Origin of the sequence: Dyadobacter sp. NIV53 (genome assembly GCF_019711195.1) — a bacterium.
In the GTDB taxonomy this organism is placed as follows: Bacteria; Bacteroidota; Bacteroidia; order Cytophagales; family Spirosomataceae; genus Dyadobacter.
Genome location: NZ_CP081299.1, coordinates 2,445,281 through 2,470,230, shown reverse-complemented (window position 1 = coordinate 2,470,230; position 24,950 = coordinate 2,445,281). Strand labels below are relative to the sequence as shown.

Sequence of the window (24,950 nt, the reverse complement as noted above, 5' to 3'; positions counted from 1 at the left end):
CCCTGTGGAAATGATAAATCCAGTAAAATTCATTTAATCAGAATAATCCAAATCCAATAGCCTGAAAGGCTCCTATACCTTAGCCCGGGGCATCGCCCTGTGGAAATGATAAATCCAATAAAATTCATTTAATCAGAATAATCCAAATCAAATAGCCTGAAAGGCTCCTATACCTTAGCTCAGGGCATCGCCCTGGGAATGACAAATAACGAATCCTATTTCTCGGTTTCCCAGGGCGATGCCCCGGGCTAAGGTATAGGAGCCTTTCAGGCTATTTGGCTGAAACATTTTAACGATATTTTCTTCTTTTGATATGTTAAAAAACTATCTCAAAATCGCCGTACGTAATCTTCGTTTGAACCGGACGTATACCATTTTGAATATTGCAGGATTAGGAATGGGTATGGCGGGTGCAATACTCATTTTCTTATTTCTTCAATATCATATAAGTACCGACCGGCATCAGCCTCATTATGACAGGACTTACAGGGTTGTACTTGATCTTATTTTGGATGAGGGGATTGAACATGATCCAGGTGCTTCCTATCCAATGGCTAACGCACTTTCGAGAGACTATTCACAAGTTGAAAAGGTAGGTTTTATCAGAAAAATACCAAATGCTACGTTATCTTCAATTCAGGGAACAAACGTTAAGAGGTTCATTGAGAAAGAGAATATTGTATTTGCTGACCAGGGTTTTATGGATATGTTTGTCATTAACTGGCAGGAAAAAATAGGTGCTGCATCCATGAACGAACCTTATATAGCTGTAATCAGTGAAAAGATAGCACGCAAGTATTTTGGGGATATAGATGTGGCTGGCAAGATTCTGCGCCTGAATAATGCCAATGATTTAAGAATTATAGGAGTGGTTGAAGATCAGGTTAAACCCACTGATTTTAACTTCGATATTTATATTTCTCTGCCTACACTTAAAAAAGCAGAGCCCACCTATCAGTTGGATAATTTTGGATGGTTAAGTTCCCGTAATCAGGTTTTTATTCGCTTGTCCGACTCCGAACAAGCGGCACAAATGGAAAAACTTTTAAAGAAGAACGGGTCAAAATACTATGGAGAAACTGCAAAATATTATGACCATAAATTGCAGCCATTATCAGATGTCCATTTTGACGAAAGATACGATGGGAAAATACGATGGTCAATCCTTTGGATACTGGCTGGAGTAGGTGCTTTTTTGTTAATTATTGCCTGTATCAATTTTGTAAACCTGGCAACGGCACAGGCATTGAAACGGTCAAAAGAAATTGGTATCCGCAAGGTTTTGGGAAGTACGCAGCGGCAGTTGTTGTGGCAGTTTATGAGCGAAACCGCTTTGTTGACGATAGGTTCAGCATTGCTGGCTTTGTGTCTGGTTGCACTTTTGCTTCCTGTACTCAATAATTGGTTTAATTCACAGGCGTTTCATTTCAAAATGCTGTTTCAATGGCAATTGATGTGTTTTTGGTGTTTGACCCTAATTAGTTTAATTCTTATTGCGGGCTTTTATCCGGCTGTCATTGTTTCTGGTTTTAACCCTGTTGCAGCGTTAAAAAGTAAAATAGGGACACGGCAGGTGGGAGGTTTCGGTTTGCGGCGTTCTTTAATAACGGTCCAGTTGATTATTGCACAGGTTTTATTGATCGGAACGCTGGTATTAATTCTTCAATTGAAGTATTTCCGGAGTGCAGATATAGGTTTTGATGAAAATGCAGTCATTACCATTCCCAATCCAAAGATCGATTCATCGCAAAAAGCAAATGAATCACTTCGAAATAATTTATTGCAGTATCCTGACGTAAAATCTGTTAGTTTTCAATTTGAAGCACCAATGTCTACGATGGGTTATGGCGGTTCTGTCCGTTTTGATAATCATGTAGAGTGGGAAAAATTCATGATCCGTGACCGATTCGGAGATGAAAATTATATAGATACTTACAGGATGTCGTTAGTAGCCGGACGTACTTTTTCACGACTGGATTCTGTTGCCGAATTTGTAGTCAATGAAGAATTCATGCAGCGGGTTGGAATCCGTGACCCGCAAAAAATACTTGGCCGGCAGCTGGAAGACGGGAATTCAGGATTAAAAGGAGAGATTGTAGGCGTGGTAAAAAGTTTTCACCTCAAATCTTTGCAGGTGCCCGTTGAGCCATGTGCCATTTTCGCAAATCCCAAAATGTATAAGGAGATCGCAGTCAAATTAAATACAAAGGATTTTGCCAGATCAATAAAAAACATACAAAATGCCTGGCAAAAAAACTATCCGGCCGAAGTATTTACGTACCAGTTTGTAGATGAGCAAATAGCCGGATTTTATCAGAAGGAAGAACAATTAGCCAGTCTTATACGCACATTTGCAATGGTCGCGATTCTGATTTGTTGCCTGGGACTTTATGGAATGGTCTCGTTTATGGTAACACAAAAGACCAAAGAAATCGGTGTAAGAAAAGTGCTGGGTGCAGGAGTCGAAAGTATTGTATTGTTGTTCGGAAGGGAGTTTTTGATACTCGTTTCAATCGCTTTTGTAATTGCAGCTCCCGTTGCATGGTATACGATGACACGCTGGCTCAACAACTTTGCTTATCGCATTGACTTACATTGGTGGATATTGGCTTTAGGTGGAATCCTGATTTTATTAATTACACTTTTAACAGTTGGATTCAAAGTAATCAAAGCCGCATTGATGAATCCGGTGAAGAGTTTGAGGATGGAGTAGGGATGAGACTTGCCGCAGCTATATTTTGAATATTTCCTAAAGAAAATGTTCTTCGCTTTGAATAAATTCTTTAATAAAGCTGATTTTTGAATTTAATATGTCTGCGAGGTTGGAGGTAGAGCAATTCCCAGTTCTTATCCAAATAATTTTGGGAGGAGAAGAGAAAATGTTTAGCAATTTAACGAAATCGTCATCCAAGGTGATAACAGCATTATACTTGTTTTCACGAGCAAACATGAAAATATTGTAATCGTCAGCATTTGTCAAACCTAACTCTTGATGTGATTGATATTATCGAAATTACCGTATGGAAATGGGAGTATTCGGTGAGAAATATTCTGGTCAATTAATAGCTTCATGCAGCGACGTCGTAAAAAATCCTTTTTTGTTGATTTGCAGAAAACTCAAGCGATACCAGAACATCTTCTTTTGTGAGTTCGGGGAAATCCAGAATGATTTCATCGACAGACATTCCGGATGCCAACCAACGCAAAATATCCTCAACAGTAATCCGCATTCCCCTGATACACGGTTTGCCACTTCGCTTCCCTTCCTCAATGCTTATTATGTTTTTGTAGATATACATATATTTATATATTTTGACAACAACAAAAATAACAATTTTTGATCAAATGCGTCTAAGAACTTACAGGAGCGCCTGATCGTTTATCTTGTCGACAGAAGTGAAATGAAAGAAGATAAAATTATAGAAGTAATTCCCTGAAATTCAGCGCTAATTCTATTAACATCGCGTTTAAACTCAACTCAACCGAACGGAAAACAAGTCTTTTGAACGTAAATATATCCAGCTAACAACGGCAATTGTCATTACGCCGCCCATCATTACTGACGGAACTGTGCCAAAAGCTTTTGCCAGTACACCGGACTCGAATGCACCCATTTCGTTGGACGAGCTTACAAAGATCCCGTTTACTGCGGCTACGCGTCCACGCATTTCATCTGGCGGATAAATCTGCAGGATTGTCTGACGCACAATAACACTTACACTGTCACAGGCACCGGTTGCAAATAATGCAACACATGAAAGCAGGAAATTGGTTGAAAGTGCAAACATGATAGTGAATGCCCCGAATCCTGCCACGGCGATCAGCATATTACGCCAGGCATTACGGGTTGGCGGAAAATAAGCCATTGCAAACATGGTTAGCAAAGAGCCAATGGAAGGGGCGGCTCGTAATAGTCCTAATCCTTCGGCACCAACTTTTAAAATATCTTCTGCAAAAATAGGAAGCAGCGCTACGACGCCACCAAAAAGTACCGAAAACAAATCGAGTGAAATCGCATAAAGTACAATTCTCGTTTTGAATACAAAACGGAAACCTTCTTTAAGGCTTTCTATGAGAGGAGTGGTGATTTTTACAATTTCCGGCCTGGTTTTGATCATTCCTAGTAAAAACCAGCAAACGATAAAACTTGTAATTACAACCAATAATGTATGTTCCAAACCAATATAAGCATAAAGGAAACCTGCAAGGGCTGGTCCGGTTATGGAGCCAGCCTGCCAGAACGAACTGCTCCATGTGGAGGAATTAGCATAAATGGCTCTTGGTACCAGATAAGGCTTGAGTGAACTTGATGCCGGGGAATAAAAACCTTTTGCAAAACCAATAAGCCCGAAAACGGCGTACACCGCTGCCAGATGCTGGCCTTGTGTCAACGAGTTATAAATTCCGGGCTGGAATACCGTATAAAGTATGATGGAACCTAAAATAATTACCACAATGCTAATGTGCATAATGGTAATTTTGTTTCGTTGATCCGCAATGTATCCACCGAATAAAGAGGTTATAATGAAAGGAATTACTTCTGCCAGACCGATCAGCCCTAATGCAAGAGGATCGTGGGTCATTTTGTATAATTCGTAAGCAACAATTACTTCCTGGATCAGAATGGTAGCTGAAAAAAGGAAAGTATTCGATATGTAATACCGGAAATCGGAATAGCGGAGTGCTGCGTAAGGGTCTTGTGGTGTGACTGTTTTCAATCTGATAAATGTGGTGTTCTTTTTTGTAACACGTATAGGATTGGTTTCTGTTCTGCTTTAATGGAAAATTAATGCGGATTATTTATTTAATTCAGTTTTATATAAATTATGTGCAGATTTTAATCTTTTACAATTCGTTTACAATGTTTTACAGTCATTTACCCTGAGCATTTCGGGAGATATATACATTTGATCAGGATTTGAAACGGTTCAATCCGGTAATTCAAAAGTCAAAAAAATAAGCATATGAAAAATGTAGCGCTGAACTTATTTGTATCAATGTCTTTAATTTTGACATTGCCGGTCTCAGAAGCCTTTCCTGAAAATACTGCAGATAATTTTTATCCCAATCCTTTATTATTGAACGGAAAATCAGTAGAATTTTCAATTTTTTCATTGGTCAATACAGGCAAAATTAGTCTGGTTAAAGGAAATCCTGATTCTGAATTAAAAACTAAAATCCCATTCTATATTTATATCAAAAGATCCGGGAAAATAGTTGATGCTTATTCTTATGCACATAATAACGCAGTTACAGAATTTGAAATGGCTGAGATTCTAAAATTTGCACAGGTCGGTGATCAGATTTTTATTGATCCGGCCGGAAAGAACGAGCAGGTTGGAAGAAGAATTATAGTTGTAAAACCAGAACAACTCTGGCCTAGATTTGACTGGTCTTACGGATTAAATAAACGTAAAGATGGTTGCTGATTTTAGTAAATTTACATTTAATCATTAACCGGTTGTAATTCATTATAATGTTAGAATCAGTCTATACAATTTGGGCAGGCAGGATCAGAATCACTGGTGTTCTGATGTTGTTGTTTATTTTGCCATTCTTAAAAAACAATCAAGCATCCGGAAATAATGAATCTGTACGTTTCTCAGAAAAGGTAAATCTGGCATTACGACGTACTGCCCATCATTTATTGATGGCAAACAGTGATTCAAGTTCTTCGATTCCGCCAATAGAGCAAGCGGATGCCAATACTTTTCATGTACAGGTCGATCATCTTTTTGAATACAAAAAACTTCCTGCACTGTTACAGGAATCTCTGGATGTGTATGGAATTAAACGAGCATATGACGTTTCAGTGGTAAATTGTAAGAATGGGGAAATCCGTCTGGGATATAATTTTCTGGACCTGAACAAAAAAGGCGGTGTCCCTTGTGAAAACCGAAAACAGGAACCTGGCTGTTACACCATTAAGGTGAGCTTTTATCCTGAAAAACAAGTAGCTTCTACCAGTGAGAATTGGTGGTTAGTACCCATGGGAAGTCTGCTTGCCGGCTTTGGATTTATTGTCTGGAAGAAAACACGAAAAGAGCATTCCACTCCGATTTTAAAAGAAATTCCAGTCGATGCTGATCATAAGAATCACTTTGGGAACTCTGTACTTGACCTCCCCAATCTGATTCTTATCTCTGGTAATAATTCTTACAATCTTACCTACCGCGAAGCGAAATTGCTGAATCTCTTTGCATTAAATCAAAACCAGATTCTCGAACGGGACTTCATCCTTAAATCGGTTTGGGAAGACGAGGGTATTATCGTAGGCCGAAGTGTCGATGTATTTGTTTCCCGCCTCCGCAAATTATTAGCCGAAGATTCTAATATAAAAATTGCTGCGGTTCATGGTATAGGTTACCGCATGGAAGTTACCTCTTAAATTAATGTTTCAGATTTATCTTAAAATTGCCCGGCGTCATTTATGGCAGTCGCGTCTTTATGCCTGTATCAATGTCGCTGGTTTGGCGGTCGGCCTTACTTGTGTTTTGCTTGCGGCACTTTTTATTAAAGATGAAAGGAGTTTTGACCAGTTTCACTCGCCAGATTTATACCGGATTAACAGCCACATTATCGACGAAGGAAAAACAGAGATAAAAGGCGGAACCGGACAGGTGCAAGGACCGGCATTTAAATCACAAGTGCCGGAAGTTTTGAATTTCGCGAGAATATTAGGCGGTGATATTCGTGAAGATGTCCGTGCCGGTGATAAGGCATTCAGATTGCAACTGTTATTTGTGGACGACACATTCTTTGACGTTTTTAACTTTAAACTAAAAGAAGGTAATGCCAAAACGGTGCTTAAAGACATTAATTCGGTTGTAATAACGGAACAGGTGGCTCTTAAATTTTTCGGGCATACCGATGTTGTCGGCCAGACTTTGCAAATGGATTATGAGCCTTCTGCAAGGCGGGTGGGACGGCCATTGGTTGTGACCGGTGTGGTTGAAAATCCTCCTTCAAATTCTTCTGTCCAGTTTGGAATATTGTTTCCTTTCAAATTATTGCAGCTTTCTTTTGATGATCCAACCTGGCTAAACGGATACCTGGGAACGTTCGTTGTTTTGCATCCCAAAGCTGATATTCATTCCGTTGAGCAAAAATTCAACAAAATTCACCGTGTTCATGCACAGGATCAGCTTGCGGAGAATAAGCGCGCGAATGGCTCTGTACCCTCTGTTACGTATAGGTTACAGCGAATCACGGACATTCATCTTAATCCGCAAAACGTTGCCGACAAAACAGGCGAGGATGGAGTGGTTCACGGAAGCAAGCTGATTTATTCTTATCTGTTTCTGGGAATAGCTTCCTTCATTCTGCTCATGGCCAGCATCAATTTCATCAATATCAATATTGCAAATTCGATGAAAAGGGCGAAAGAGATTGGTGTGAGAAAAGTAACCGGCGGCTCGCAAAGTCAAATACTTTTACAATTCCTGGGAGAGTCCGGGTTTTTATGCGCACTTGCTTTCCTATTGTCGCTGGTAATCACTTTCCTGATTCTGCCTGTTTTTAACCAACTTTCAGGGAAACATATTCTTTTTAATTCATTTTTAAGTTTCGCATTTTTAAGCTGGTCTTTTGTAATAATTATCGTAAATGTTTTCATTTCGGGATTTTATCCGGCGTTCCTGCTTTCGCAATATGATCCCGTTCAGGTACTTTATCAACGTCATAAGAGCCCGAGGCGGAGTTTATTGAGTACGAGTCTGGTTACTTTTCAGTTTTCGATCGCAGTGCTTTTGGGAATTTGTACGATGATTTTTTACCAACAGATGAATTTCGTTAAAAACAAGGATCTGGGTTATAATCCAGGTCAGGTAATAAGGATAAAAATCCCTGGTTTGTCGGACACAAAGAACATGTCTGCCAGTTTCAAGGCAGAACTTAAAGACGATGCACACATACAACAACTTTCTGTAACCGGCGAATTTGGTTCGTATGATACCAAAGTGAACGGGCGTTTTGTGAAAACTTATTATCGCAGTATGGACGCTGATTATTTGCCGGTACTGGGTATCAGGTTGAAGGAAGGACGCAATTTTTCAACGCTTTTTCCGTCAGATAAAAAATATGGAATTATTGTAAATGAGGCGTTTATCAAAGCAGCAAAATTAATAAATCCACTTGGCGCAAAAGTCAATGCAGATCCATTTTTGGGTAAAGATTCATTTACGATTATAGGCGTAGTCAAGAATTTCCACACAGGATCTTTCAGGGAAGCGATCCGGCCCATGCTCATGTTCACGAGCGAACAATATGGTGGAGAAGCAATCCTGACTAAAATTGACGCATCGGCACAAACACAAATATTGGGAAGATTGAAAAACACATTTCAGAAATTAATTCCTGGGGCTGCGTTTGATTTTGCATATCTGGATGAACAAAACGCAAACGAATACGAGCAGGAATTGCGGTGGCAAAAGATCATAACTTATGCGACGGCACTATCAATTTTTATTTGCTGTATGGGACTGTTTGCTCTGGTTCATTTGTCTGTATCTCAGCGAATGCGTGAAACCGGAATTCGGGTGGTTTTGGGAGCAACGGCGTTGGATATTGTGTCTTTATTTTCCAAAGATTTTTTGAAGCTAGTACTTGTCGCGGTCATCGTGGCAAGTCCTCTTGCTTATTACCTGATGAATTATTGGCTTGCCAATTTTGTATACCGCATCAATATCGAATGGTGGGTTTTTGCATTGTCGGGATGTATTTCCGTTCTGATTACATTATTAACAGTTGGGTCGCAAGCATTGAAATCGGCTTTGATGAACCCAACGGATGCGTTGCGAATTGGAGTTGATTAAAATGCTCAATCAGGCGACTGAATGTAGAAGAATGGATAACTTTGAGAAATCAAGTTCCAGCATTACCCCTATGTTATCATTTCGTCATCAGGTCTTTTTCGAAGTTGCCAATCTGCTCAGTTTTACGAAAGCGAGTCAGGTACTGAATCTAAGCCAGCCCGCGATCAGCAAGCACATTAAAGCCCTGGAAGAGCAATACAAAACCAGTCTGTTTGAACGTGTTGGCGGAGGAATCAAACTTACTGAACAGGGTCGCGTTCTGCTTGGTTTTTTGCGGCAAGCCAAGGAAATTCAGAACCGTTTGGAATATGAATTAAGTACCCATCTGGACGAATACAATGCCAAAGGAGAATTAAGGTTAGGAGCGAGTACAACAGTTACGCTGTACATCATCCCTGAAATCTTGTCTGCCTTTCGTCGAAAATACCCCAATGTTCACATCACTTTGCTGAACCGGAATTCGGAAAACGTATTGACAGCGCTTGGTAATAACGAAATTGATTTGGGTATCATTGAAGGGCAAACTAAAACAACCTCAGTCAATTACAGATATTTTCTATCGGACGAAGTAATTGCGGTTTGCTCACCTAAAAGTGAACTTTGGTATCGTGAATCCATTACTTTACAGGAACTTCGGGAATTCCCTGTGGCTTTGCGGGAAAGAGGTTCCGGAACACTGGCTTCGGTCAAATCTGCTCTGGAAGAACGGAATTTCAAGCTTTCAGATTTAAAAAATAACATTTCCCTCGGAGGGACAGAAGCATTGAAAAATTTCCTGCTTGTGGATGATTGCCTGGGCTTTCTGCCACTTCGTTCGGTACAAAAAGAACTTGCATCCGGAACTTTGAAACAAGTTTTTGTCGAAGGCTTACATATCAATAGACAGTTCTTTTTTATTCAAAGGCACGGTTCGGAAAATGATCCGTTTGGACAAGCTTTTGTTCGGTTCGCTTTACAAATACATAACTTGAAGTTATAGACTATACTCAAATGGCATTGGCTTTGCTATCGTTGACCCTATACTTTTGTTAGGAAATCAGATAAAAGTCATGACAAATACAGATATTCTTACCTCGCATATAACGCATTTGGAATGTGCGGTAAGTAAAAAGAAATTCAGCCATCTTGAAATTCAGACTTTTAGCTCAAATGAGGAGGAAGGTTGGAAATCACCCCTTTACGCAAAATATGGCTCATTAAAGAATATCGACAAAAGCGTTCTGAAAGATCGTGTAGCCTCGCTTTGGCGTTATTTTGAATTTTTGCCTGTTTTAAATCAGGAAAATATAGTAAGTCTTGGAGAAGGAATGACCCCGTTTCTGAAACTTGACAATCTGGCTAAACAACTCGAAATTCCAAATCTATATCTCAAAGATGAATCACTGAATCCAACCGGATCATTTAAAGCACGTGGACAGGCTGTTGCTGTTTCCAAGATGAAAGAATTAGGAATTCAGCGTTGCATTGTACCAACTGCCGGAAATGCAGGTGGGGCTTTGGCTGCATATTGTGCAAAGGCAAAAATTGACGTTACCGTCGTTATGCCACGACATACGCCTGAAATTTTCAAGCAGGAATGCCAATACTTCGGCGCAGAGCTCATTCTGGTCGATGGCTTGATCAGTGATTGCGGAAAAGTTGTGGCGGAGATGCGGGCTAAAAAAGAATATTTTGACGTTTCCACCATGAAAGAGCCGTATCGTCTGGAAGGCAAAAAGACGATGGGTTTTGAAATTGCGGAGCAAATGAACTGGGAATTGCCGGACGTGATTTTTTATCCGACTGGCGGAGGAACAGGATTGATCGGGATTTGGAAAGCATTTCACGAAATGCGCGAAGCAGGCTGGATCACAGGTAAAGTTCCAAAAATGATCGCTGTGCAAACCGAAAACTGTCAGCCGGTAGTTTGGTCTTTTGAAGGAAAACATGAGAGTTCTGCGGGTTATCTGGCAAAACCTTCTGTTGCTAACGGACTGGCGGTTCCATTTCCATTTGCAGAAAAACAAATTTTGCAGGTATTGAAAGAATCAGGTGGTTTTGCGCTATCTGTGACTGAAAATGAGTTGCTGGATGGCGTGAAATCTCTCGCAAAAAGAGAAGGATTATTCGTAGCTCCGGAAGGCGGCGCATTGTTACCTGCCATGAAAAAAGCAATTCAGAATAAATGGATCAGCCCGGATGATAAGATCCTGCTGCTCAATACCGGAAGCGGTTACAAGTATGCAGAAAACTTCGTTTGATACTGTTTTTGTTACTGTTCATAAGTAAAAAACATAAATTCCTAAACTCTTAATCTTTCAATTTTGAACCGTTCGATACCGTACACATTTGTACGATTTCGGACGGTTTTTTCTTTTATAATTAAATACAAATAATTGATAAAGAGTGATTTAGATTTGTGGCAAGCCTTTTTAAAAGTAAAGGCAAAGAGTATTGGTCCACAGGTTTTTGTTTTTAATGCAGTGTATCCGTTCTTGTGTATCAAATTCTCACATACCAAATTTTATGATCAAACTGGAAAAAATTTCGAAGTATTATCCTGCGGGTTTTGGCAAGACATACGTTTTACGTCACATTGATTTAAACATTAAAGAAGGGGAATTTGTATCGATCATGGGGCCGTCGGGTTCCGGAAAATCTACTTTACTGCATATTTTAGGATTACTGGAAGAGCCTTCCGAAGGAGAATATCTGTTTCTGGACGAGCCGGTTCAAAAGTTAACTGAGAAAAAGCGTACAGAATTGCACCGTCACCATATCGGTTTTGTATTTCAGGCATATCATCTCATCGACGAACTGACTGTTTATGAAAACATTGAAACGCCGCTTTTGTATAAAGGTACCGGATCTTCGGAACGTAAAAGCCGGGTAGCCGAGTTGCTGGACCGGTTCAATATGGTAGCAAAAAAAGATCTATTTCCGCATCAGCTTTCAGGTGGGCAACAGCAATTAGTAGGTGTTGCAAGAGCAATTGTTCACAATCCAAAAGTGATTTTTGCAGACGAACCAACCGGAAACCTTCATTCGGAACAGGCAGTAGAAATAATGGAATTGTTTCAAAAACTTAATAAAGAAGACAAAGTAACCATTGTACAAGTTACCCATTCGGAAACTAACGCCACGTACGGAAATCGTGTAGTGCGGCTGAAAGACGGGTGGTTGGCTTAGAAAAAAAGGTTAAAGGGTATAAGGTTAACGGTTAATGCGTAAGGGAAAATGATTGAAAGCCTGGACTTGCCAACTCATTTATAACTTGTTTTGATCAGTGATGTCTTCCATTACCCGTTCACCACCCGGTGGCCCGGCCTTAACCGTTAACCTTTTCCCCTTTAACCCATTTTTTTTCCATTGCCATGAAAAGAATATTATTTTTAATCTGTTTTTTCCCTTTTGTAACTCAGGCACAGCAAAAGCTTAGTTTGCGCGAGTGTGTTGAGCTTTTGACCAAAAATAACCTGACGTATAAGCAGGGTAATCTGCAGGCAGAATCGGCCAACGCGCAGTTGCATCAAACGAAATCTCTAATCCTGCCGCAGATTTATATCAGCGCAAATAACAGTCTGAATATTGGTAGAAGTATTGACCAGTATACCAACGAATATATAGACCAGGTTTTCCATTACAGCTCTTTTGGAGCCGGTATGTCAGTTCCTGTTTATCAGGGAGGCAAGCTGCAAAACCAGATCCGGCAGAATATATTGCTGAAAGAATCGGCTATGGAAAACCGTACAGCTGTATTGAACACACAAACCATATTACTTATGCAGGGATATGTGAATGTGTTGGCTACCAAAGCATTATATGAAGCAGCCAGGCAACAGGTAGAATCTTCGGAAGTACAGGTGAACAGGGTAGATAAACAGGTAAATGCGGGTGTCTTAGGTAATAATACATTATATGAAATCAAAGCACAGCTGGCCAATGATAAGTTTGATCAGGTAACTGCGCTGAATAATTACCGCACTGCAAGACTGGCTTTATTCCAGCGGATTAATATTCCTGCTGATGACAGTCTGGAACTGGAAGCACTTTTGCCGGTAGATAATGTACAGGAATCCCTCACAGCATCAGTACTTTATGATCAGGCACAAAAAACGTTTCCGGAAGCAAAAAGTGCTGATCTGTATTATAAAAGTTTTGCTTATCAGGTAAAATCTATCAAAGCGCTCAATTATCCTTCTTTGATTTTAGGGGCGAATATTGGGGCGTTTTTTGCCTCGACCAACAGTAATCTTGATTATTTCAATCAGCTGAATGCAACCAGGAATGGATCCGTAAACCTTGGGCTTAATATCCCGATTATGGGACGCTGGGTAACCAGGCCAAGAGTGGAATTAGCAAAAGTGCAGGAACGGCTTGCACAAAATCAGCAGGATGTAACACAGCAGATTCTTCGTCAGTCTATTGAACAGGCTGTGCTGGATATGAATGCAGCGGCGGACAAACATTCGGCTGCTCAGGGCCAGGTTGAATCACTGACAGCAAGTTTCGCAGTTGTAGAAAGTAAACTGAATGCAGGAACCGCCAATATTTTTGAATACTCGCTGGCAAAAGCGAATCTGGCAAAAGCTCAGGCAAACGCAATCCAGGCAAAATACCAGTTCCTGATGCAGCAGAGATTATTGCAATACTATCGCCAGGGAAATTGGGAGGGAATATTTTAAAGGCTTTCGGCTCTCGGTGGTCGGCAATCGACCGTTCGATTTTACGGCTAACAGCCAAAGATTAGTTAGGTTAAATTTGGTATAGTAATATTTAGAGGCGATCGCATGGGTCGCCTCTTTTTTTTACATTTTTTTGTTAAAAAAATATAAATACTACAATGGTTACTTAATGTTATCTATCTTGCCCGTACAAACAAACTATTGAAGTCATGAAAACAATTCTTCTTTTGGGGATAGTAGGGTGTCTATACTTTTCTGTCTCAGTTCAGGCACAGTTACAAAAGGGTACGAAGTATTGGGCGGGTACAATCAGGTTCAACGGAATTAATAGCACGAGTAAAATTGACACATACTCATACAAGAGTAACTTTAACTATTTTTCGGTAAGCCCTTCTATTCAAACCGGATGGTTTATTAAGGATAATCGGTTAGTTGGAATTGGTATAGGTTCTTCAATTAACTTTTCCCGTGCTAAAAATAAATCAGATGATCAGTCCAACCGAAGTGGATGGAATCGAAATTCTTTTTCACTTTCACCATATATCCGGCAGTATAAATCGGTTGGTAAAAAGTGGGCAATTTTTCTGAATTCTTCCGCAGATCTGAGCTACTTACGATATGCAGACATGGATGGCTCTGAAAAAACGGTTGAAAATGGATATTCATTTGGGGTAAAAGTTGTACCAGGCATCTCTTACTGGATATCTCCACGGTTTGCTATTGAATCAGATGTTAACTTATTATCGCTGCAATTAGGTTATCAAAAAGCAAACCATACAAATTCTGTATTTTTCGATTCCGGGGTAACTACCGCATTGTCCAATTATTTTTCAATCAGAGCTTCCTGGTATCTTCAGTAACTTAACAAAACGATCATGAAAAAGATATTACTTTTAACAAGCATGATGCTTGGTTGCTCAATAAATTACTTGTTTGCGCAACTGGAAAACAAACATTTTATTTCAGGAACAGTAGGAGTAAATTTTACCAATAGTAATCCTGATGTTTCAAAAGCAACAAATAACTACGGTTACAATTTTGATATAGCTATCGGGAAATTCAAGACCAATACTAAAGCTGTTGGCTGGCAGATCAATAGTTTTCTTGGAGCGGGAAAAACAAATTACTCTATCCTGTCCAATAATGTTGTAACGGATATAAAAAAAAATGGCATAAATGATATTGGAATTGGTGCCGGAAGATTCTGGCAATATTATAAACATTTCAATGATAAGGCCGGCCTTTTCGCAGGACCTCAGGTTAATTTATCATATTCTAATTCCAGGAAATACGAATTAGGTTCAGATAATACCTATTTATCTGAAACAAAGACAAATATAATACAACTCTCAGCTGGATTAAGTGCAGGCGTGTACTACCACTTTTCTGAAAAATGGTGGATGACAGCAAGCCTTGCATTTTCAAATCCTGTCTCAGTTGGTTATTCTTTTTCCTCTACATCAGGTTCTCCTGCAAATAGTACAGACTTAAGTTATAAGTCCAATCAGCTCAATTATTCTTTATCACCCAATTTTACTTTTCCCAGCGTCGGTTTCGGATTACGGTATTTTTGCACCAGACAATAATAAGTTTGGATAAATAATTTAACTAATTACATTAAAAAAACAGTGGATTTGCCTTCTTGGTATATCCACTGTTTGCGTGCAAATGAAAAAGTATTTTTTAGTTCTTTTTGTATTAATTTTTACTTCCTGTCATAAACCCGTTTCCACTACGACTGACTTACCGTGGGTGCCGGATTATGCCTTAGACCGCTCAGAAAAAACTATTCTGGAATTTGAGAAAAAAGATGCCGAAAAAATGCCGGCTGCCGGTGGAATTGTCTTTGCCGGAAGTTCATCATTTACCAAATGGCAGTCTGCCGCTACCGACCTGGCACCGTTACCCATCATAAACCGCGGATTTGGAGGTTCTACACTTCCGGAAGTAATCTATTATGCTGACCGTACGATTCTGAAATATCATCCCAAAACGGTTGTCATATATTGTGAAAATGATATGTTCGGAGAAAAGAAAAAAACACCGGAGCAGGTTCGGGATGCGTATGTAACACTCGTCAAACTGATCAGGAAAAGTGATCCTGATGTTGCTTTATATGGCGTTTCCTTAAAACCTTCTCCATCTCGCTGGGATAAAAAAGATGATGTAATTAAAGCAAATATGCTCATTCAGGATTACATAAAAACTGACAAAAAACATCATTATATTGATGTGTGGCCGGTAATGCTGAAAAACGGGAGACCGGATGGAAGCATATTTGTGAGCGATAGCCTGCACATGAATGATGAGGGATACAGGCGCTGGATACAGGTTTTTAAGCCGATTTTACAAAAAACTGCCTAATGAGATTAAACCAATAATTCTGTCACCGGGAATTGGAAAAAGTAACGTTAGGGGTAAAGGTTTTAAAGTAAAGTCACTATATTAACCGAAAAATATATTTGGGAATTAAAAAAAGTGGTTTAGCATTCAAATAATGAAAGTAACGGCAGTTTTTGATATTGGCAGGACCAATAAAAAGTATGTACTTTTTGATGAAAAGTATCAGGTTATAGAAGAATTCTCAGAATCACTTCCTGAAACAATGGATGAGGATGGCTTTCCGACAGAAGATATAGAACTGCTTACAAAGTGGGTTAAAGAGCGCTGGATCGATCTGCTCGATAATCCCAAATATGATATCAAGGCTGTTAATGTAGCCGCATATGGAGCAAGTCTGGTACATCTGGGTGCTGATAATAAGCCGCTTACGCCATTGTATTCTTATCTGAAACCTTTTCCGGAGGCATTGTTAAGACAATTTTATGATACCTATGGTGATCCGACCCGCCTCGCTCTTCAGACTGGTTCGCCTGCCATGGGCATGCTCAATTCGGGCATGCAGATGTACTGGCTCAAACATACAAAGCCGGATATTTATAAGGATATTGTTTCAACATTACATTTACCCCAATATATCCTTTATCTGCTTACCAATCGCAAGGTAAGTGACTACACTTCGCTTGGTTGCCACACTGCATTGTGGAGCTTCGAAATGTGGGATTACCACGAGTGGGTTAAAGCTGAAGGGATTCATAAAAAATTAGCTCCTGTACTGGCTTCTTCATCATTTATCTACCGTCATGGCGATAAGGGAATTCAGTCGGGATTTGGGTTGCATGATAGTTCTGCCGCGCTGATTCCTTACAGAATGGCTGTGAAAAAACCGTTCGTATTGTTATCTACCGGTACATGGTGTATTAACTTTAATTCTTTTGCATCCAAACCAATGACTTATTATCAGCTGGAAAGGGATTGCATGAATTATCTGACACCGGAAGGTAGCGGTGTTACAGCATCACGGTTATTCCTTGGCCGCGAACACGATTTCCAGGTAGCGCGTATCGCAGAATATTTCAGGATTGAACCGGATTTTTACAAAAAGGTACAGTTTAATGCCGAAATTTTAAAAGCCGACACGCCTCGTTTTTATTCAGCATGTATGACTGGGAACGGGCCATTTCCGGAAGCAAATACGCAGGAATGGCAGGTAAGTGCTTTTTCATCTGCCGATGCAGCTTATCATCATTTGTTAAAGGGACTTACAGATATGCTGTCTGTTTCATTACAGCTTGTTGGAATTAATGATGTACAGAACATTTACATTGATGGAGGATTTTCAAGAAATGAAATTTTTGTCAAACTGATAGCAATGAATTTCCCAAATCATGCCGTTTTTGCAACCGACCTGCCGTACGCAACGTCATTAGGAGCTGCATTACATGTTACACGTCCGCAAACTTTCGAATTTGCTGACGATGTACGGGAAATAGTAGTGAGTTAATGAGTTTAGAGTTAAAGAGTTTATGAGTTTAGAGTTAAAGAGTTTAGAGTTAAACAGTTAAGAGTTTATGAGTTTAAGGTTATCGGCCACTTTAAACTCTAAACTCATAAACTTTAAACTAAAAAAAAACTCATAAACTTTAAAACTCATAAACTTAATAATCATCCAATCCTGCTCCAGTTTGTTTCTTCCTTCCGAATATTACTCAAATGAGATCGTATCGGAAAGTTTTCAGGATTGAGCAAGTCAGGATCTGTTTCCAATATCGCTTCGGCTGAGGATCTGGCTACTTTTAAAATTTCACCATCCTGCGCCAGATTTGCTACCAGAAGATCCATTAGGCCGCTTTGTTGTGTACCTGTAATATCACCCGGCCCACGTAGCTGAAGATCAACTTCCGCAATTTCAAAACCATCGTTTGTCCGGCAAAGTGTATCTATACGCAATCTGGTATCTTTGCTGATTTTATAATCGGTCATTAGAATACAGTAAGATTGCTCAGCTCCACGCCCGACTCGTCCGCGAAGCTGGTGTAATTGGGATAAACCAAACCGTTCTGCATTTTCAATAACCATTACGGATGCATTTGGTACATTTACACCTACTTCAATTACAGTTGTAGCCACCATAATTTTGGTTTCACCCTTTACAAATCTGGCCATTTCAAAATCCTTATCTTTTGGTTTCATTTTGCCATGCAGAATACTGATCGGGACATCGGGAAAGGATCTGGAAACACTTTCAAATCCATCCATCAGATCTTTTAAATCCATCTTTTCTGATTCTTCAATCAGTGGATATACCATGTATATCTGTCTTCCTTTGGCAATTTCATCCCTCAAAAATCCAAAAACGGAAAGCCTGTTTGCGTCAAATCTGTGAACCGTTTTGATAGGTTTACGTCCGGCCGGGAGTTCTGTAATAGCCGAAATATCCAGGTCTCCATAAAGTGTCATGGCCAAAGTCCGGGGAATAGGTGTAGCAGTCATGACTAAGATATGCGGACTGATGCGGTCATTTTTGGCCCATAAACGGGAACGCTGCGCTACGCCAAAACGGTGCTGTTCGTCTATTATACAAAGTCCAAGATTTTGAAACTGAACCACATCTTCTATCAATGCATGCGTACCTACAATGATCTGCATGGAACCATCGCGCAGTTCCTGATGAAGGATATCCCGATCTTTTTTCTTGGTTGAGCCAGTGAGCTTGCCAATATGAACACCAAGAGAATCTGCAAACTTTTTCAATCCCTGATAATGTTGATCGGCCAGGATTTCGGTGGGAGCCATCAGACAGGCTTGTGCCCCGTTACTCAATGCAAAAAGCATGGTAATGAATGCCACGATCGTTTTTCCTGAACCTACATCACCATGCAGTAGCCTGTTCATTTGCTTTCCTTTTTTCAGGTCTTCGTGTATTTCATGAAGTACTTTGACCTGGGAGTTGGTCAGTTTGAACGGTAAATGATGTTCGTAAAATTCCTTTACAAGTGTGGTACTGTTAAATACCATTCCGGGGAACTCTGTTTTGTGTAAAAGCTTGTTTTTTAACAGGCGGAACTGGTTATAAAAAAGCTCTTCAAATTTCAGTCTGCGTTGCGCCTGATGCAGCCATGCATGACTTTGCGGAATATGAAAATTCCAGACTGCATCAGCTTTTGAAATCATGCGATATTTCTGAACCAGGTTATCCGGCAAAGTCTCGTGGATATGCGCACGTGAAATTTCAAGCAGATTACGTATGATTTTACTCAGTACTTTGCTGTCAATATATCTTCTGCGCAATTTTTCAGTCAATGAATACACAGGCTGCCAATATCCGCCATGCGCGTTTTCGGCAGTCATAAGTTCAATTTCAGGATGCGTAATGCTCCATCTTCCACCAAATGCAACCGGCTTACCGTAGACTATATATTCGGTATTTGGGCGGAGATTTTTTTCGATCCATGTAATTCCCTGAAACCAGACGAGTTCCAATATTCCGGAACCATCTGTAAAATGGGCAACCAGTCTTTTTTTAGTGCCTTCCCCAACAACAGACCATTCCCGCAAACGGCCTTTTATCTGTGCAGCCGGAAGCTGCTCATTCAGATCTTTGATTTGATAGAAAATTGTACGGTCTTCATGGCGGAAAGGGTAGTGCTGAATTAAATCTCCGTAGTTGAAAATACTTAATTCCAGATTTAACAATGCAGCTTTCTGAGATCCTACGCCTTTAAGGAACTCGATTTTGGTATCGAAAAAATTATTACGAACAGGTTGTTGACCTTCATTACTCATTTTTCAAAAGTACAAAATTTGAGCTAAACTACTTGGTTAACAACTTTTGAATAGCGTATTTCGTTAAATGTAAAATTTTAAATCACCTAAACGAATTACATTAATTCTTAATTTTTTATGAAAATCACATTATTAGCCTTATTCCTGACATTTGTTGGTTTATCAGCAGTTTCTGCACAGGAAAAACCAATTAGCCCAAGAGTTACTGCCCAGGGTAAAAACATTACTATTGCATACGGACAGCCTTCCATGAAAGGCCGTGTTCTGTTTGGAGATGCAAGTAGCAAAAGCCTTGAAAAATATGGAAAAGTATGGCGTATTGGTGCAGACAGTGCTACTACGATCACATTCAAAAAGGATGGTACTTTTGCAGGGAAACCAGTAAAAGCGGGTACTTATAATTTCTTCGCAACACCAAATGAGAAAGAATGGACTATCATTCTTAACAGTGAATTGGGCCAGTGGGGTGCTTACAAATATGAAGAAATTAAAGGGAAGGATGTTTTGAAAGTAAATGTTCCTGCAAAAACTTTACCTTCTGCAGAAGAAAAGTTAACCTTTTGGGTAAAAGACAACGCAATTGATTTTCAATGGGGCAAATCAGGATTCTCAGTTCCTGTAAAGTTCTAAAAGTAAAAAGCTTTCTTTGATATGAAAACGGACGCCAAAAGGTTTAGCAATGAACCCGCCAGCGTCCGTTTTCCTTTTCTCCATTCACTGTTAACCTTTCCTCCGTTAACCCTTTCCTTCCTCCCAATTTTTACAAATTCTGCCGAATCATATTTTCCAGAACCTGTAAGTGATCAGAAAATGCTTTTTGGCCGGTTTCAGTTGATTTGTAAGTTGTATGCGGTTTCCGTCCCATGAATTGTTTCTGAACTTCAATGTATCCGGTTTCTTCCAGTGCACGTAAGTGAGAGGCCAGATTTCCGTCAGTGAGCTGTAACAATTCTTTGAGCTCATTAAAGCTTAATGAATCGTTCACAACCAGCACAGACATAAGACCAAGCCTGATCTTACTTTCCAAAACCTTATTAAATTTTTCTAACCATTCCATTCAATCGTGATTGTTATGAAGTTCCAATATGCTATTATTTATTGGCTTCCATGAAAATAAGTGCGTCACGATTTCTGAGCCATACTGCCTGATCGCGTTGGTTGTTTGCCTGCATTGTAATTACCGAAGCAGCAATCCCGGTTCCTAATGAAACCCAAAAGAACGTTTTTAAGTGATCCCGATTACCGGAAACCAGAGAAATAATTGACCCCGCTGACCCAATAAGAGAAATAGCCAAAGCAATATTCCGGTTTTTTCTGGATTTTAAATACAATTGCAAACCTCCCGGTGATATCGAAAATTCGTTGAACAGCGCTTTCCTGCCACTATAAATCATGTTATTTTTTACAAAATTATTTCCTCCCTGTAAGTAAATAGTTTCTTTATCATACCATTTACGTGCCGGGCTGCGGGTGGTATCAGTTGCAAACTGGGCGTTGCCATCCGAAAAGCTTATCAGCACCAGGAATAAAATCCCTAAACCGCCACGGGTTGCACTTTTATTGGAAGTAAGTTTTTTGCGATCATACTTGTTATACATGGTTAAACCATAAATAATGTGTAAAACACCAAAGCCAATTCCCCAGAATACCAAAGAATAACCGGTAAGAAACAGTGCGATACAGCCAATGATGATTTCTGAAATACCCAGATTAAACACCTCAGGATAAGTAAACTTGCTGGCACTTATCAATGCCAGCCCATAAAATAGCAGTGTAGCAGGGAAAACCAGCCATATGTATCCGTAGTTCAGCATAGCCAGGCAGAATATTCCGCCTGTTCCCAAAGGGATCAACATGCTGATCAGCAGTCTTTTTGAGCTCCCGTTCCATACTGTAAGCCCTCTTTTTTGCCCTTTTCTAACTGTAAAGAATATTCCTACGGCAAGAGAAAGAAACAAAACTGCAAGCCCATCCAGAAAAAGGAATAAAATTACATCCCGTTTTGTGTACGAATCATAATTTACAAGAGGTTGTAAAATATCTGAATAATAATCGGTTTTAAAACGAATATAGGCGGCAGTTGCACCAATTAACGCAAAGATCCCGGCAAAAACTCCGCTTAATCCGCTTAAAGACAAAAATTTGGATGATCGCTCCATTAAGTCGCGAATTTCATTCAAAGTATGTAGAGAGTCCTGGTTTGATGCCATATTGTAAAATTCGTAATATGAGGTTAATTCGGTTAAGATGTGGATCTGCTAAGTAGAAAGGGTTGTTTGAAATAATATCACTATCATTATCAAATGCCTAAAAGAAAAATAATCTTTGGTATAAAAATAATACCCCCAACGATTACTGAGGAAACTGCCAGTATTAATACGCCCGCTGCTGCAAGGTCTTTTACGTCTTTGATCGCCCTGTGATAATCAGGAGAAACTACATCTGCCAGTTTTTCAATGGCAGTGTTAATAGCTTCTGCCGACCAGACCAGGCCAATAAGAATAACAATTGTACACCACTCAGTGGGAGAAATTTGCAGTGATATTCCCGCAATTAAAACCAGAACGCAAGCAATGAGGTGTATTCTGGCGTTATTTTCGTAGCGAAACAAACTGTAAATACCCATTCCGGCATAACGAAAACTGCGTATTGCTTTACGAATATTTACGGGACGATTCATGTTGTTTTAGTTCAGCGAAAAAATGGAATGCAAAATACAATAACATCAGCACGAACGAAAATACGAAAGTATGTTTGATAGCCAGCGGATCCTGCATACTACTAAAAATACCTTTTAATAAAGCATCTGGCTGGGTAATTACGTCCCAGCTGTTCCATCTGCCATATCTTCCCAGAAAAACACCAAAACCGCTCAAAAACATAGAGCCGGCAATTGTAAACCAGGCCAGTTGCTGATTGCTCCGTCTGGCAATTATACGATGAACAATACGGATAGAATAAAGTCCGGTCAGAAAACCTGAAACTGCAAACGTAAAGATCATCATAGCATCATACCAAAGCATTTCTTCTGGTACCGAGCGAAGATGTTTTAAATCAGTTATGATATAGGGAGCATTGGGAAAAAATAAAAGCCATACAGTGAAATAAACTATAAGAAGCCAGAGGGAAGATGGCCGCAGATTTTCTTTTTCCAAAACCCATTTTGCAAAAACCAATGGAATCCAGGCCAGGAATAAATTCCAGGTAAGAAAAACGAACCCCATGTTTTGTGTTGCCAATACTCTGAATGTTAGTAAAGCCATCGCTAAGGCTGATGTAATTGCTAAGAGCGCGACTTTTTGATTGCTTTGAAGATAAGAAGTCAGTTTTCTTAATAGCATAACAGGTAGTTTAAAGTACTTTGAGTTGCAAAGTTAATGGGGAGATTCTGTTTTTCCAAATAATTTAGGTTACACAGAGTTGAAAGGAGAGACACAGAGAAAGTTAAAAAAAATCTCTGTGTCTCTCCTTTTTTCTCTGCGTCCCTCTGTGTAACCTAAATTATTTCTCTTTTGCGTATGCCTTCATCATGGCCCATTCGCGGCCGGCGGTTTTGGCGTTGAATTTTTCCAGGCAGCCGCGATCCTGAAGAGTAATGTAGCAGGTTTTTCCATTTTTGCCTCCAAAACAGATATTAGAGACTTTTTTGCCAATGGTTTGTATGGTTTGGATTACTTTTCCTTCTGGAGAAAGCACGGCTACTTCACCCTTTCCATGTCTCGCTATGTACAAATTGCCATGGATATCGCAGCGCATTCCGTCCATTCCGCCATCTTCAAATTTGTGAAGTAATCTTTTGTTTGATAATTTTCCTTCCGGTGAAAGATCAAATGCCCATACATTACGCTGAACGCTTTCGTTGACATACAGTGTTTTTTCATCCGGGCTCACATCAATACCGTTTGTTGTTCCCATATTTTCGGCAGCAAGGCTGGTTTTGCCATCTGGTGTAATGTGCCATATCTGGCCGGTATTTTCTTTCCAGTTGGGGTCAGAACAGAAAATATGTCCGTTTGCGGTGATAGCCAGGTCGTTTGGCTGGTTCATTTTTGGTTCGTTCGCAAAAACCGAAATATCTTTTGTAATAAGATCTACTTTCAGGACATTATGCCCTGTGAAATCAGCAATATAAAAGGTATTTTTATCACCAAACCTGATCCCGTTTCCTGTACTTCCTTTTGGTAAGGTTAAGAAAAATCCTGACTTGCCTTTTTTGTTCATAATCGCAACCGTACCATCCCTGGCAAAATTAACTGCATATACATTGCCTTCATTATCTACCGCCGGACCTTCACAGTTGTTGGTAAATTCACCTTCGGTAGAAAATTTTTTACTTTGGGTCTGAGCAAAAGCAGAAGAAACAATACTAGAGTTCAGGAAGAATAGATAGATGAGTAATCTGTTCATAAAATTTACTGAAAGGGCAATTTAAAACTTACTGGTTTTTCCACTTAATAGCACAACCGATAGGTTTGGTAATGGTCGTTACCACGGGTTTGCTGTTTAAAAGATTAGCTACAGCCTCTTCTGCATAAAACTTAGTTGCACCGGCAGGATCCTGCGGATTATCATCTATCATGCCAATGTATTTAACGCTGAATGTTGCGCCGCTTTTCTGTAAAATATAGATCTGTGGTGTACGGGCTGCCCCAAATGCTTTGGCAACCTGCTGCAAATCATCGGCCAGGTACGGATAGCCGTAGTTTTTGGAAGACGAGCGTTCTTTCATTTTTTCAAATGAATCGTCCTGATGTGTTCCCGGATCGCTTGGATTAATCGCAATAACCGGGAAACCTTGTGAGGCATATTTGCTATTTAACGCAATAATCCGGTCTTCATAAGCTTTGGCAAACGGGCAATGGTTGCTGGTGAAAATGACAATAACCCCTTTTGAGCCAGAGAAATCGCTTAGTGACACCATGTTGCCATTTACATTTTTTAGTTTAAAATTGGCAACAGCATCACCTATTTCATAACCACCCGTTTTTTGTTTTGTTTCAGTATTATTTTCTGCCTTAGTCATTGTTGCCGCTATCGCAGCGGCACCGGAAAGGAGCACTATCGAAAGCCACAGGTATATTTTCATTTTTTTATTATTATCGTTCATTTATGTCATCAAGACTTTAATTGATACAAAAGTAACCAAATGCAATGTTAAGGTATGTTAACAGCCCGAAATGATACAGCAGGCAATTTTAGAGGTTGTGTTTCATAAAGGTAGCATGTTAGCTTACTTTAACTATATGCAGGGATAGAATTTTTTCCCCACCGTTGCTTCCGGATAACAAATTAGATTTTAAATAGTATTAAGTCAGGTTGTTGTGTCGTAACTTGCTTAGCTTCTATT

The 24,950-nt window shown here is 39.7% G+C and carries 22 protein-coding genes and 1 pseudogene; 13 read left to right on the top strand and 10 right to left on the bottom strand.

Translation table 11 applies throughout. The annotated features are described in order from the left end of the window. Window positions 1-313: 313 nt before the first annotated feature. A complete protein-coding gene (locus KZC02_RS09980) occupies window positions 314-2,713 on the top strand; it encodes an ABC transporter permease (RefSeq protein WP_221393966.1) in 2,400 nt (799 codons plus the stop codon). A gap of 36 nt (window positions 2,714-2,749) precedes the next feature. Here the strand turns inward: KZC02_RS09980 and KZC02_RS33300 are convergent. From KZC02_RS33300 to KZC02_RS09965, 3 genes and pseudogenes are all read right to left on the bottom strand, one after another. Next, window positions 2,750-2,983: pseudogene (locus KZC02_RS33300) on the bottom strand (DUF5615 family PIN-like protein); the annotation flags it as partial. 85 nt (window positions 2,984-3,068) lie between these two features. Then, window positions 3,069-3,299, bottom strand: coding sequence for a DUF433 domain-containing protein (locus tag KZC02_RS09970; protein ID WP_221393964.1), 231 nt, complete (start codon window positions 3,297-3,299; stop codon window positions 3,069-3,071). 174 nt (window positions 3,300-3,473) lie between these two features. Then, window positions 3,474-4,718, bottom strand: coding sequence for an MFS transporter (locus tag KZC02_RS09965; RefSeq protein WP_221393963.1), 1,245 nt, complete (start codon window positions 4,716-4,718; stop codon window positions 3,474-3,476). Between the two features lie 246 nt (window positions 4,719-4,964). Between KZC02_RS09965 and KZC02_RS09960 the strand changes: the two genes are divergently transcribed. The 11 genes from KZC02_RS09960 (at window position 4,965) to KZC02_RS09910 (ending at window position 17,321) form a co-directional block, all read left to right on the top strand. Beyond that, window positions 4,965-5,429, top strand: coding sequence for a hypothetical protein (locus KZC02_RS09960; protein ID WP_221393962.1), 465 nt, complete (start codon window positions 4,965-4,967; stop codon window positions 5,427-5,429). 47 nt (window positions 5,430-5,476) lie between these two features. Next, window positions 5,477-6,388 carry a winged helix-turn-helix domain-containing protein gene (locus KZC02_RS09955; RefSeq protein ID WP_229254136.1) on the top strand — a complete coding sequence of 304 codons (912 nt, stop codon included), beginning with the start codon at window positions 5,477-5,479 and terminating at the stop codon, window positions 6,386-6,388. Window positions 6,389-6,392: 4 nt separating this feature from the next. Beyond that, a complete protein-coding gene (locus KZC02_RS09950) occupies window positions 6,393-8,813 on the top strand; it encodes an ABC transporter permease (RefSeq protein ID WP_221393961.1) in 2,421 nt (806 codons plus the stop codon). Window positions 8,814-8,883: 70 nt separating this feature from the next. Further along, window positions 8,884-9,792 carry a LysR family transcriptional regulator gene (locus KZC02_RS09945; RefSeq protein WP_221393960.1) on the top strand — a complete coding sequence of 303 codons (909 nt, stop codon included), beginning with the start codon at window positions 8,884-8,886 and terminating at the stop codon, window positions 9,790-9,792. Window positions 9,793-9,862: 70 nt separating this feature from the next. Next, a complete protein-coding gene (locus KZC02_RS09940) occupies window positions 9,863-11,053 on the top strand; it encodes a threonine synthase (protein WP_221393959.1) in 1,191 nt (396 codons plus the stop codon). Between the two features lie 265 nt (window positions 11,054-11,318). Continuing rightward, window positions 11,319-11,981 carry an ABC transporter ATP-binding protein gene (locus KZC02_RS09935; protein WP_221393958.1) on the top strand — a complete coding sequence of 221 codons (663 nt, stop codon included), beginning with the start codon at window positions 11,319-11,321 and terminating at the stop codon, window positions 11,979-11,981. Window positions 11,982-12,166: 185 nt separating this feature from the next. Beyond that, window positions 12,167-13,477, top strand: coding sequence for a TolC family protein (locus KZC02_RS09930; protein WP_221393957.1), 1,311 nt, complete (start codon window positions 12,167-12,169; stop codon window positions 13,475-13,477). 209 nt (window positions 13,478-13,686) lie between these two features. Continuing rightward, complete coding sequence (locus tag KZC02_RS09925; RefSeq protein ID WP_221393956.1) at window positions 13,687-14,337, top strand: hypothetical protein; 651 nt, start codon at window positions 13,687-13,689, stop codon at window positions 14,335-14,337. 15 nt (window positions 14,338-14,352) lie between these two features. After that, window positions 14,353-15,063, top strand: coding sequence for a hypothetical protein (locus KZC02_RS09920; RefSeq protein WP_221393955.1), 711 nt, complete (start codon window positions 14,353-14,355; stop codon window positions 15,061-15,063). 82 nt (window positions 15,064-15,145) lie between these two features. After that, the gene (locus tag KZC02_RS09915) at window positions 15,146-15,841 is read left to right on the top strand and encodes a GDSL-type esterase/lipase family protein (RefSeq protein ID WP_221393954.1); all 696 of its coding nucleotides are present in this window, start codon (window positions 15,146-15,148) and stop codon (window positions 15,839-15,841) included. 133 nt (window positions 15,842-15,974) lie between these two features. Then, window positions 15,975-17,321 (top strand): FGGY-family carbohydrate kinase, encoded by a 1,347-nt coding sequence (locus KZC02_RS09910; RefSeq protein WP_221393953.1) that lies wholly within the window; start codon window positions 15,975-15,977, stop codon window positions 17,319-17,321. Window positions 17,322-17,482: 161 nt separating this feature from the next. On the opposite strand, the gene recG is transcribed toward KZC02_RS09910, so the two are convergent. Further along, a complete protein-coding gene (gene recG, locus KZC02_RS09905) occupies window positions 17,483-19,603 on the bottom strand; it encodes an ATP-dependent DNA helicase RecG (protein ID WP_221393952.1) in 2,121 nt (706 codons plus the stop codon). Between the two features lie 117 nt (window positions 19,604-19,720). On the opposite strand from recG, the gene KZC02_RS09900 reads away from it, so the two are divergent. Then, a complete protein-coding gene (locus KZC02_RS09900) occupies window positions 19,721-20,233 on the top strand; it encodes a DUF2911 domain-containing protein (RefSeq protein ID WP_221393951.1) in 513 nt (170 codons plus the stop codon). A gap of 130 nt (window positions 20,234-20,363) precedes the next feature. Here KZC02_RS09900 and KZC02_RS09895 read toward each other — a convergent pair whose 3' ends face one another. The 6 genes from KZC02_RS09895 to KZC02_RS09870 form a co-directional block, all read right to left on the bottom strand. Then, on the bottom strand, window positions 20,364-20,660 hold the full coding sequence (locus tag KZC02_RS09895) for a transcriptional regulator (protein WP_221393950.1): 297 nt from the start codon (window positions 20,658-20,660) through the stop codon (window positions 20,364-20,366). A 34-nt stretch (window positions 20,661-20,694) separates the two neighbouring features. Further along, window positions 20,695-21,813 carry a hypothetical protein gene (locus KZC02_RS32875; RefSeq protein WP_221393949.1) on the bottom strand — a complete coding sequence of 373 codons (1,119 nt, stop codon included), beginning with the start codon at window positions 21,811-21,813 and terminating at the stop codon, window positions 20,695-20,697. An 89-nt stretch (window positions 21,814-21,902) separates the two neighbouring features. Next, the gene (locus KZC02_RS09885) at window positions 21,903-22,283 is read right to left on the bottom strand and encodes a diacylglycerol kinase family protein (protein ID WP_221393948.1); all 381 of its coding nucleotides are present in this window, start codon (window positions 22,281-22,283) and stop codon (window positions 21,903-21,905) included. Beyond that, the gene (locus KZC02_RS09880; protein ID WP_221393947.1) at window positions 22,258-22,944 is read right to left on the bottom strand and encodes a DUF1361 domain-containing protein; all 687 of its coding nucleotides are present in this window, start codon (window positions 22,942-22,944) and stop codon (window positions 22,258-22,260) included. The genes KZC02_RS09885 and KZC02_RS09880 overlap by 26 nt, the downstream gene beginning before the upstream one ends. A 160-nt stretch (window positions 22,945-23,104) precedes the next feature. Further along, window positions 23,105-24,010 carry an SMP-30/gluconolactonase/LRE family protein gene (locus KZC02_RS09875; RefSeq protein ID WP_221393946.1) on the bottom strand — a complete coding sequence of 302 codons (906 nt, stop codon included), beginning with the start codon at window positions 24,008-24,010 and terminating at the stop codon, window positions 23,105-23,107. Between the two features lie 28 nt (window positions 24,011-24,038). Continuing rightward, a complete protein-coding gene (locus tag KZC02_RS09870) occupies window positions 24,039-24,689 on the bottom strand; it encodes a thioredoxin family protein (protein ID WP_221393945.1) in 651 nt (216 codons plus the stop codon). Window positions 24,690-24,950 lie beyond the last annotated feature (261 nt).

Bases quoted from the DNA above. Each gene is read 5' to 3' on its own strand.
- KZC02_RS09925 (WP_221393956.1), top strand. From the start codon at position 13,687: ATGAAAACAATTCTTCTTTTGGGGATAGTAGGGTGTCTATACTTTTCT.
- KZC02_RS09960 (WP_221393962.1), top strand. From the start codon at position 4,965: ATGAAAAATGTAGCGCTGAACTTATTTGTATCAATGTCTTTAATTTTG.
- KZC02_RS09945 (WP_221393960.1), top strand. From the start codon at position 8,884: ATGTTATCATTTCGTCATCAGGTCTTTTTCGAAGTTGCCAATCTGCTC.
- KZC02_RS09895 (WP_221393950.1), bottom strand. From the start codon at position 20,660: ATGGAATGGTTAGAAAAATTTAATAAGGTTTTGGAAAGTAAGATCAGG.
- KZC02_RS09870 (WP_221393945.1), bottom strand. From the start codon at position 24,689: ATGAAAATATACCTGTGGCTTTCGATAGTGCTCCTTTCCGGTGCCGCT.
- KZC02_RS09935 (WP_221393958.1), top strand. From the start codon at position 11,319: ATGATCAAACTGGAAAAAATTTCGAAGTATTATCCTGCGGGTTTTGGC.
- KZC02_RS09915 (WP_221393954.1), top strand. From the start codon at position 15,146: ATGAAAAAGTATTTTTTAGTTCTTTTTGTATTAATTTTTACTTCCTGT.
- KZC02_RS09910 (WP_221393953.1), top strand. From the start codon at position 15,975: ATGAAAGTAACGGCAGTTTTTGATATTGGCAGGACCAATAAAAAGTAT.
- KZC02_RS09940 (WP_221393959.1), top strand. From the start codon at position 9,863: ATGACAAATACAGATATTCTTACCTCGCATATAACGCATTTGGAATGT.
- KZC02_RS09900 (WP_221393951.1), top strand. From the start codon at position 19,721: ATGAAAATCACATTATTAGCCTTATTCCTGACATTTGTTGGTTTATCA.
- KZC02_RS09880 (WP_221393947.1), bottom strand. From the start codon at position 22,944: ATGCTATTAAGAAAACTGACTTCTTATCTTCAAAGCAATCAAAAAGTC.
- KZC02_RS09920 (WP_221393955.1), top strand. From the start codon at position 14,353: ATGAAAAAGATATTACTTTTAACAAGCATGATGCTTGGTTGCTCAATA.
- KZC02_RS09875 (WP_221393946.1), bottom strand. From the start codon at position 24,010: ATGAACAGATTACTCATCTATCTATTCTTCCTGAACTCTAGTATTGTT.
- KZC02_RS09930 (WP_221393957.1), top strand. From the start codon at position 12,167: ATGAAAAGAATATTATTTTTAATCTGTTTTTTCCCTTTTGTAACTCAG.
- KZC02_RS09970 (WP_221393964.1), bottom strand. From the start codon at position 3,299: ATGTATATCTACAAAAACATAATAAGCATTGAGGAAGGGAAGCGAAGT.
- recG (WP_221393952.1), bottom strand. From the start codon at position 19,603: ATGAGTAATGAAGGTCAACAACCTGTTCGTAATAATTTTTTCGATACC.
- KZC02_RS09955 (WP_229254136.1), top strand. From the start codon at position 5,477: ATGTTAGAATCAGTCTATACAATTTGGGCAGGCAGGATCAGAATCACT.
- KZC02_RS09885 (WP_221393948.1), bottom strand. From the start codon at position 22,283: ATGAATCGTCCCGTAAATATTCGTAAAGCAATACGCAGTTTTCGTTAT.
- KZC02_RS32875 (WP_221393949.1), bottom strand. From the start codon at position 21,813: ATGGCATCAAACCAGGACTCTCTACATACTTTGAATGAAATTCGCGAC.
- KZC02_RS09980 (WP_221393966.1), top strand. From the start codon at position 314: ATGTTAAAAAACTATCTCAAAATCGCCGTACGTAATCTTCGTTTGAAC.
- KZC02_RS09950 (WP_221393961.1), top strand. From the start codon at position 6,393: ATGTTTCAGATTTATCTTAAAATTGCCCGGCGTCATTTATGGCAGTCG.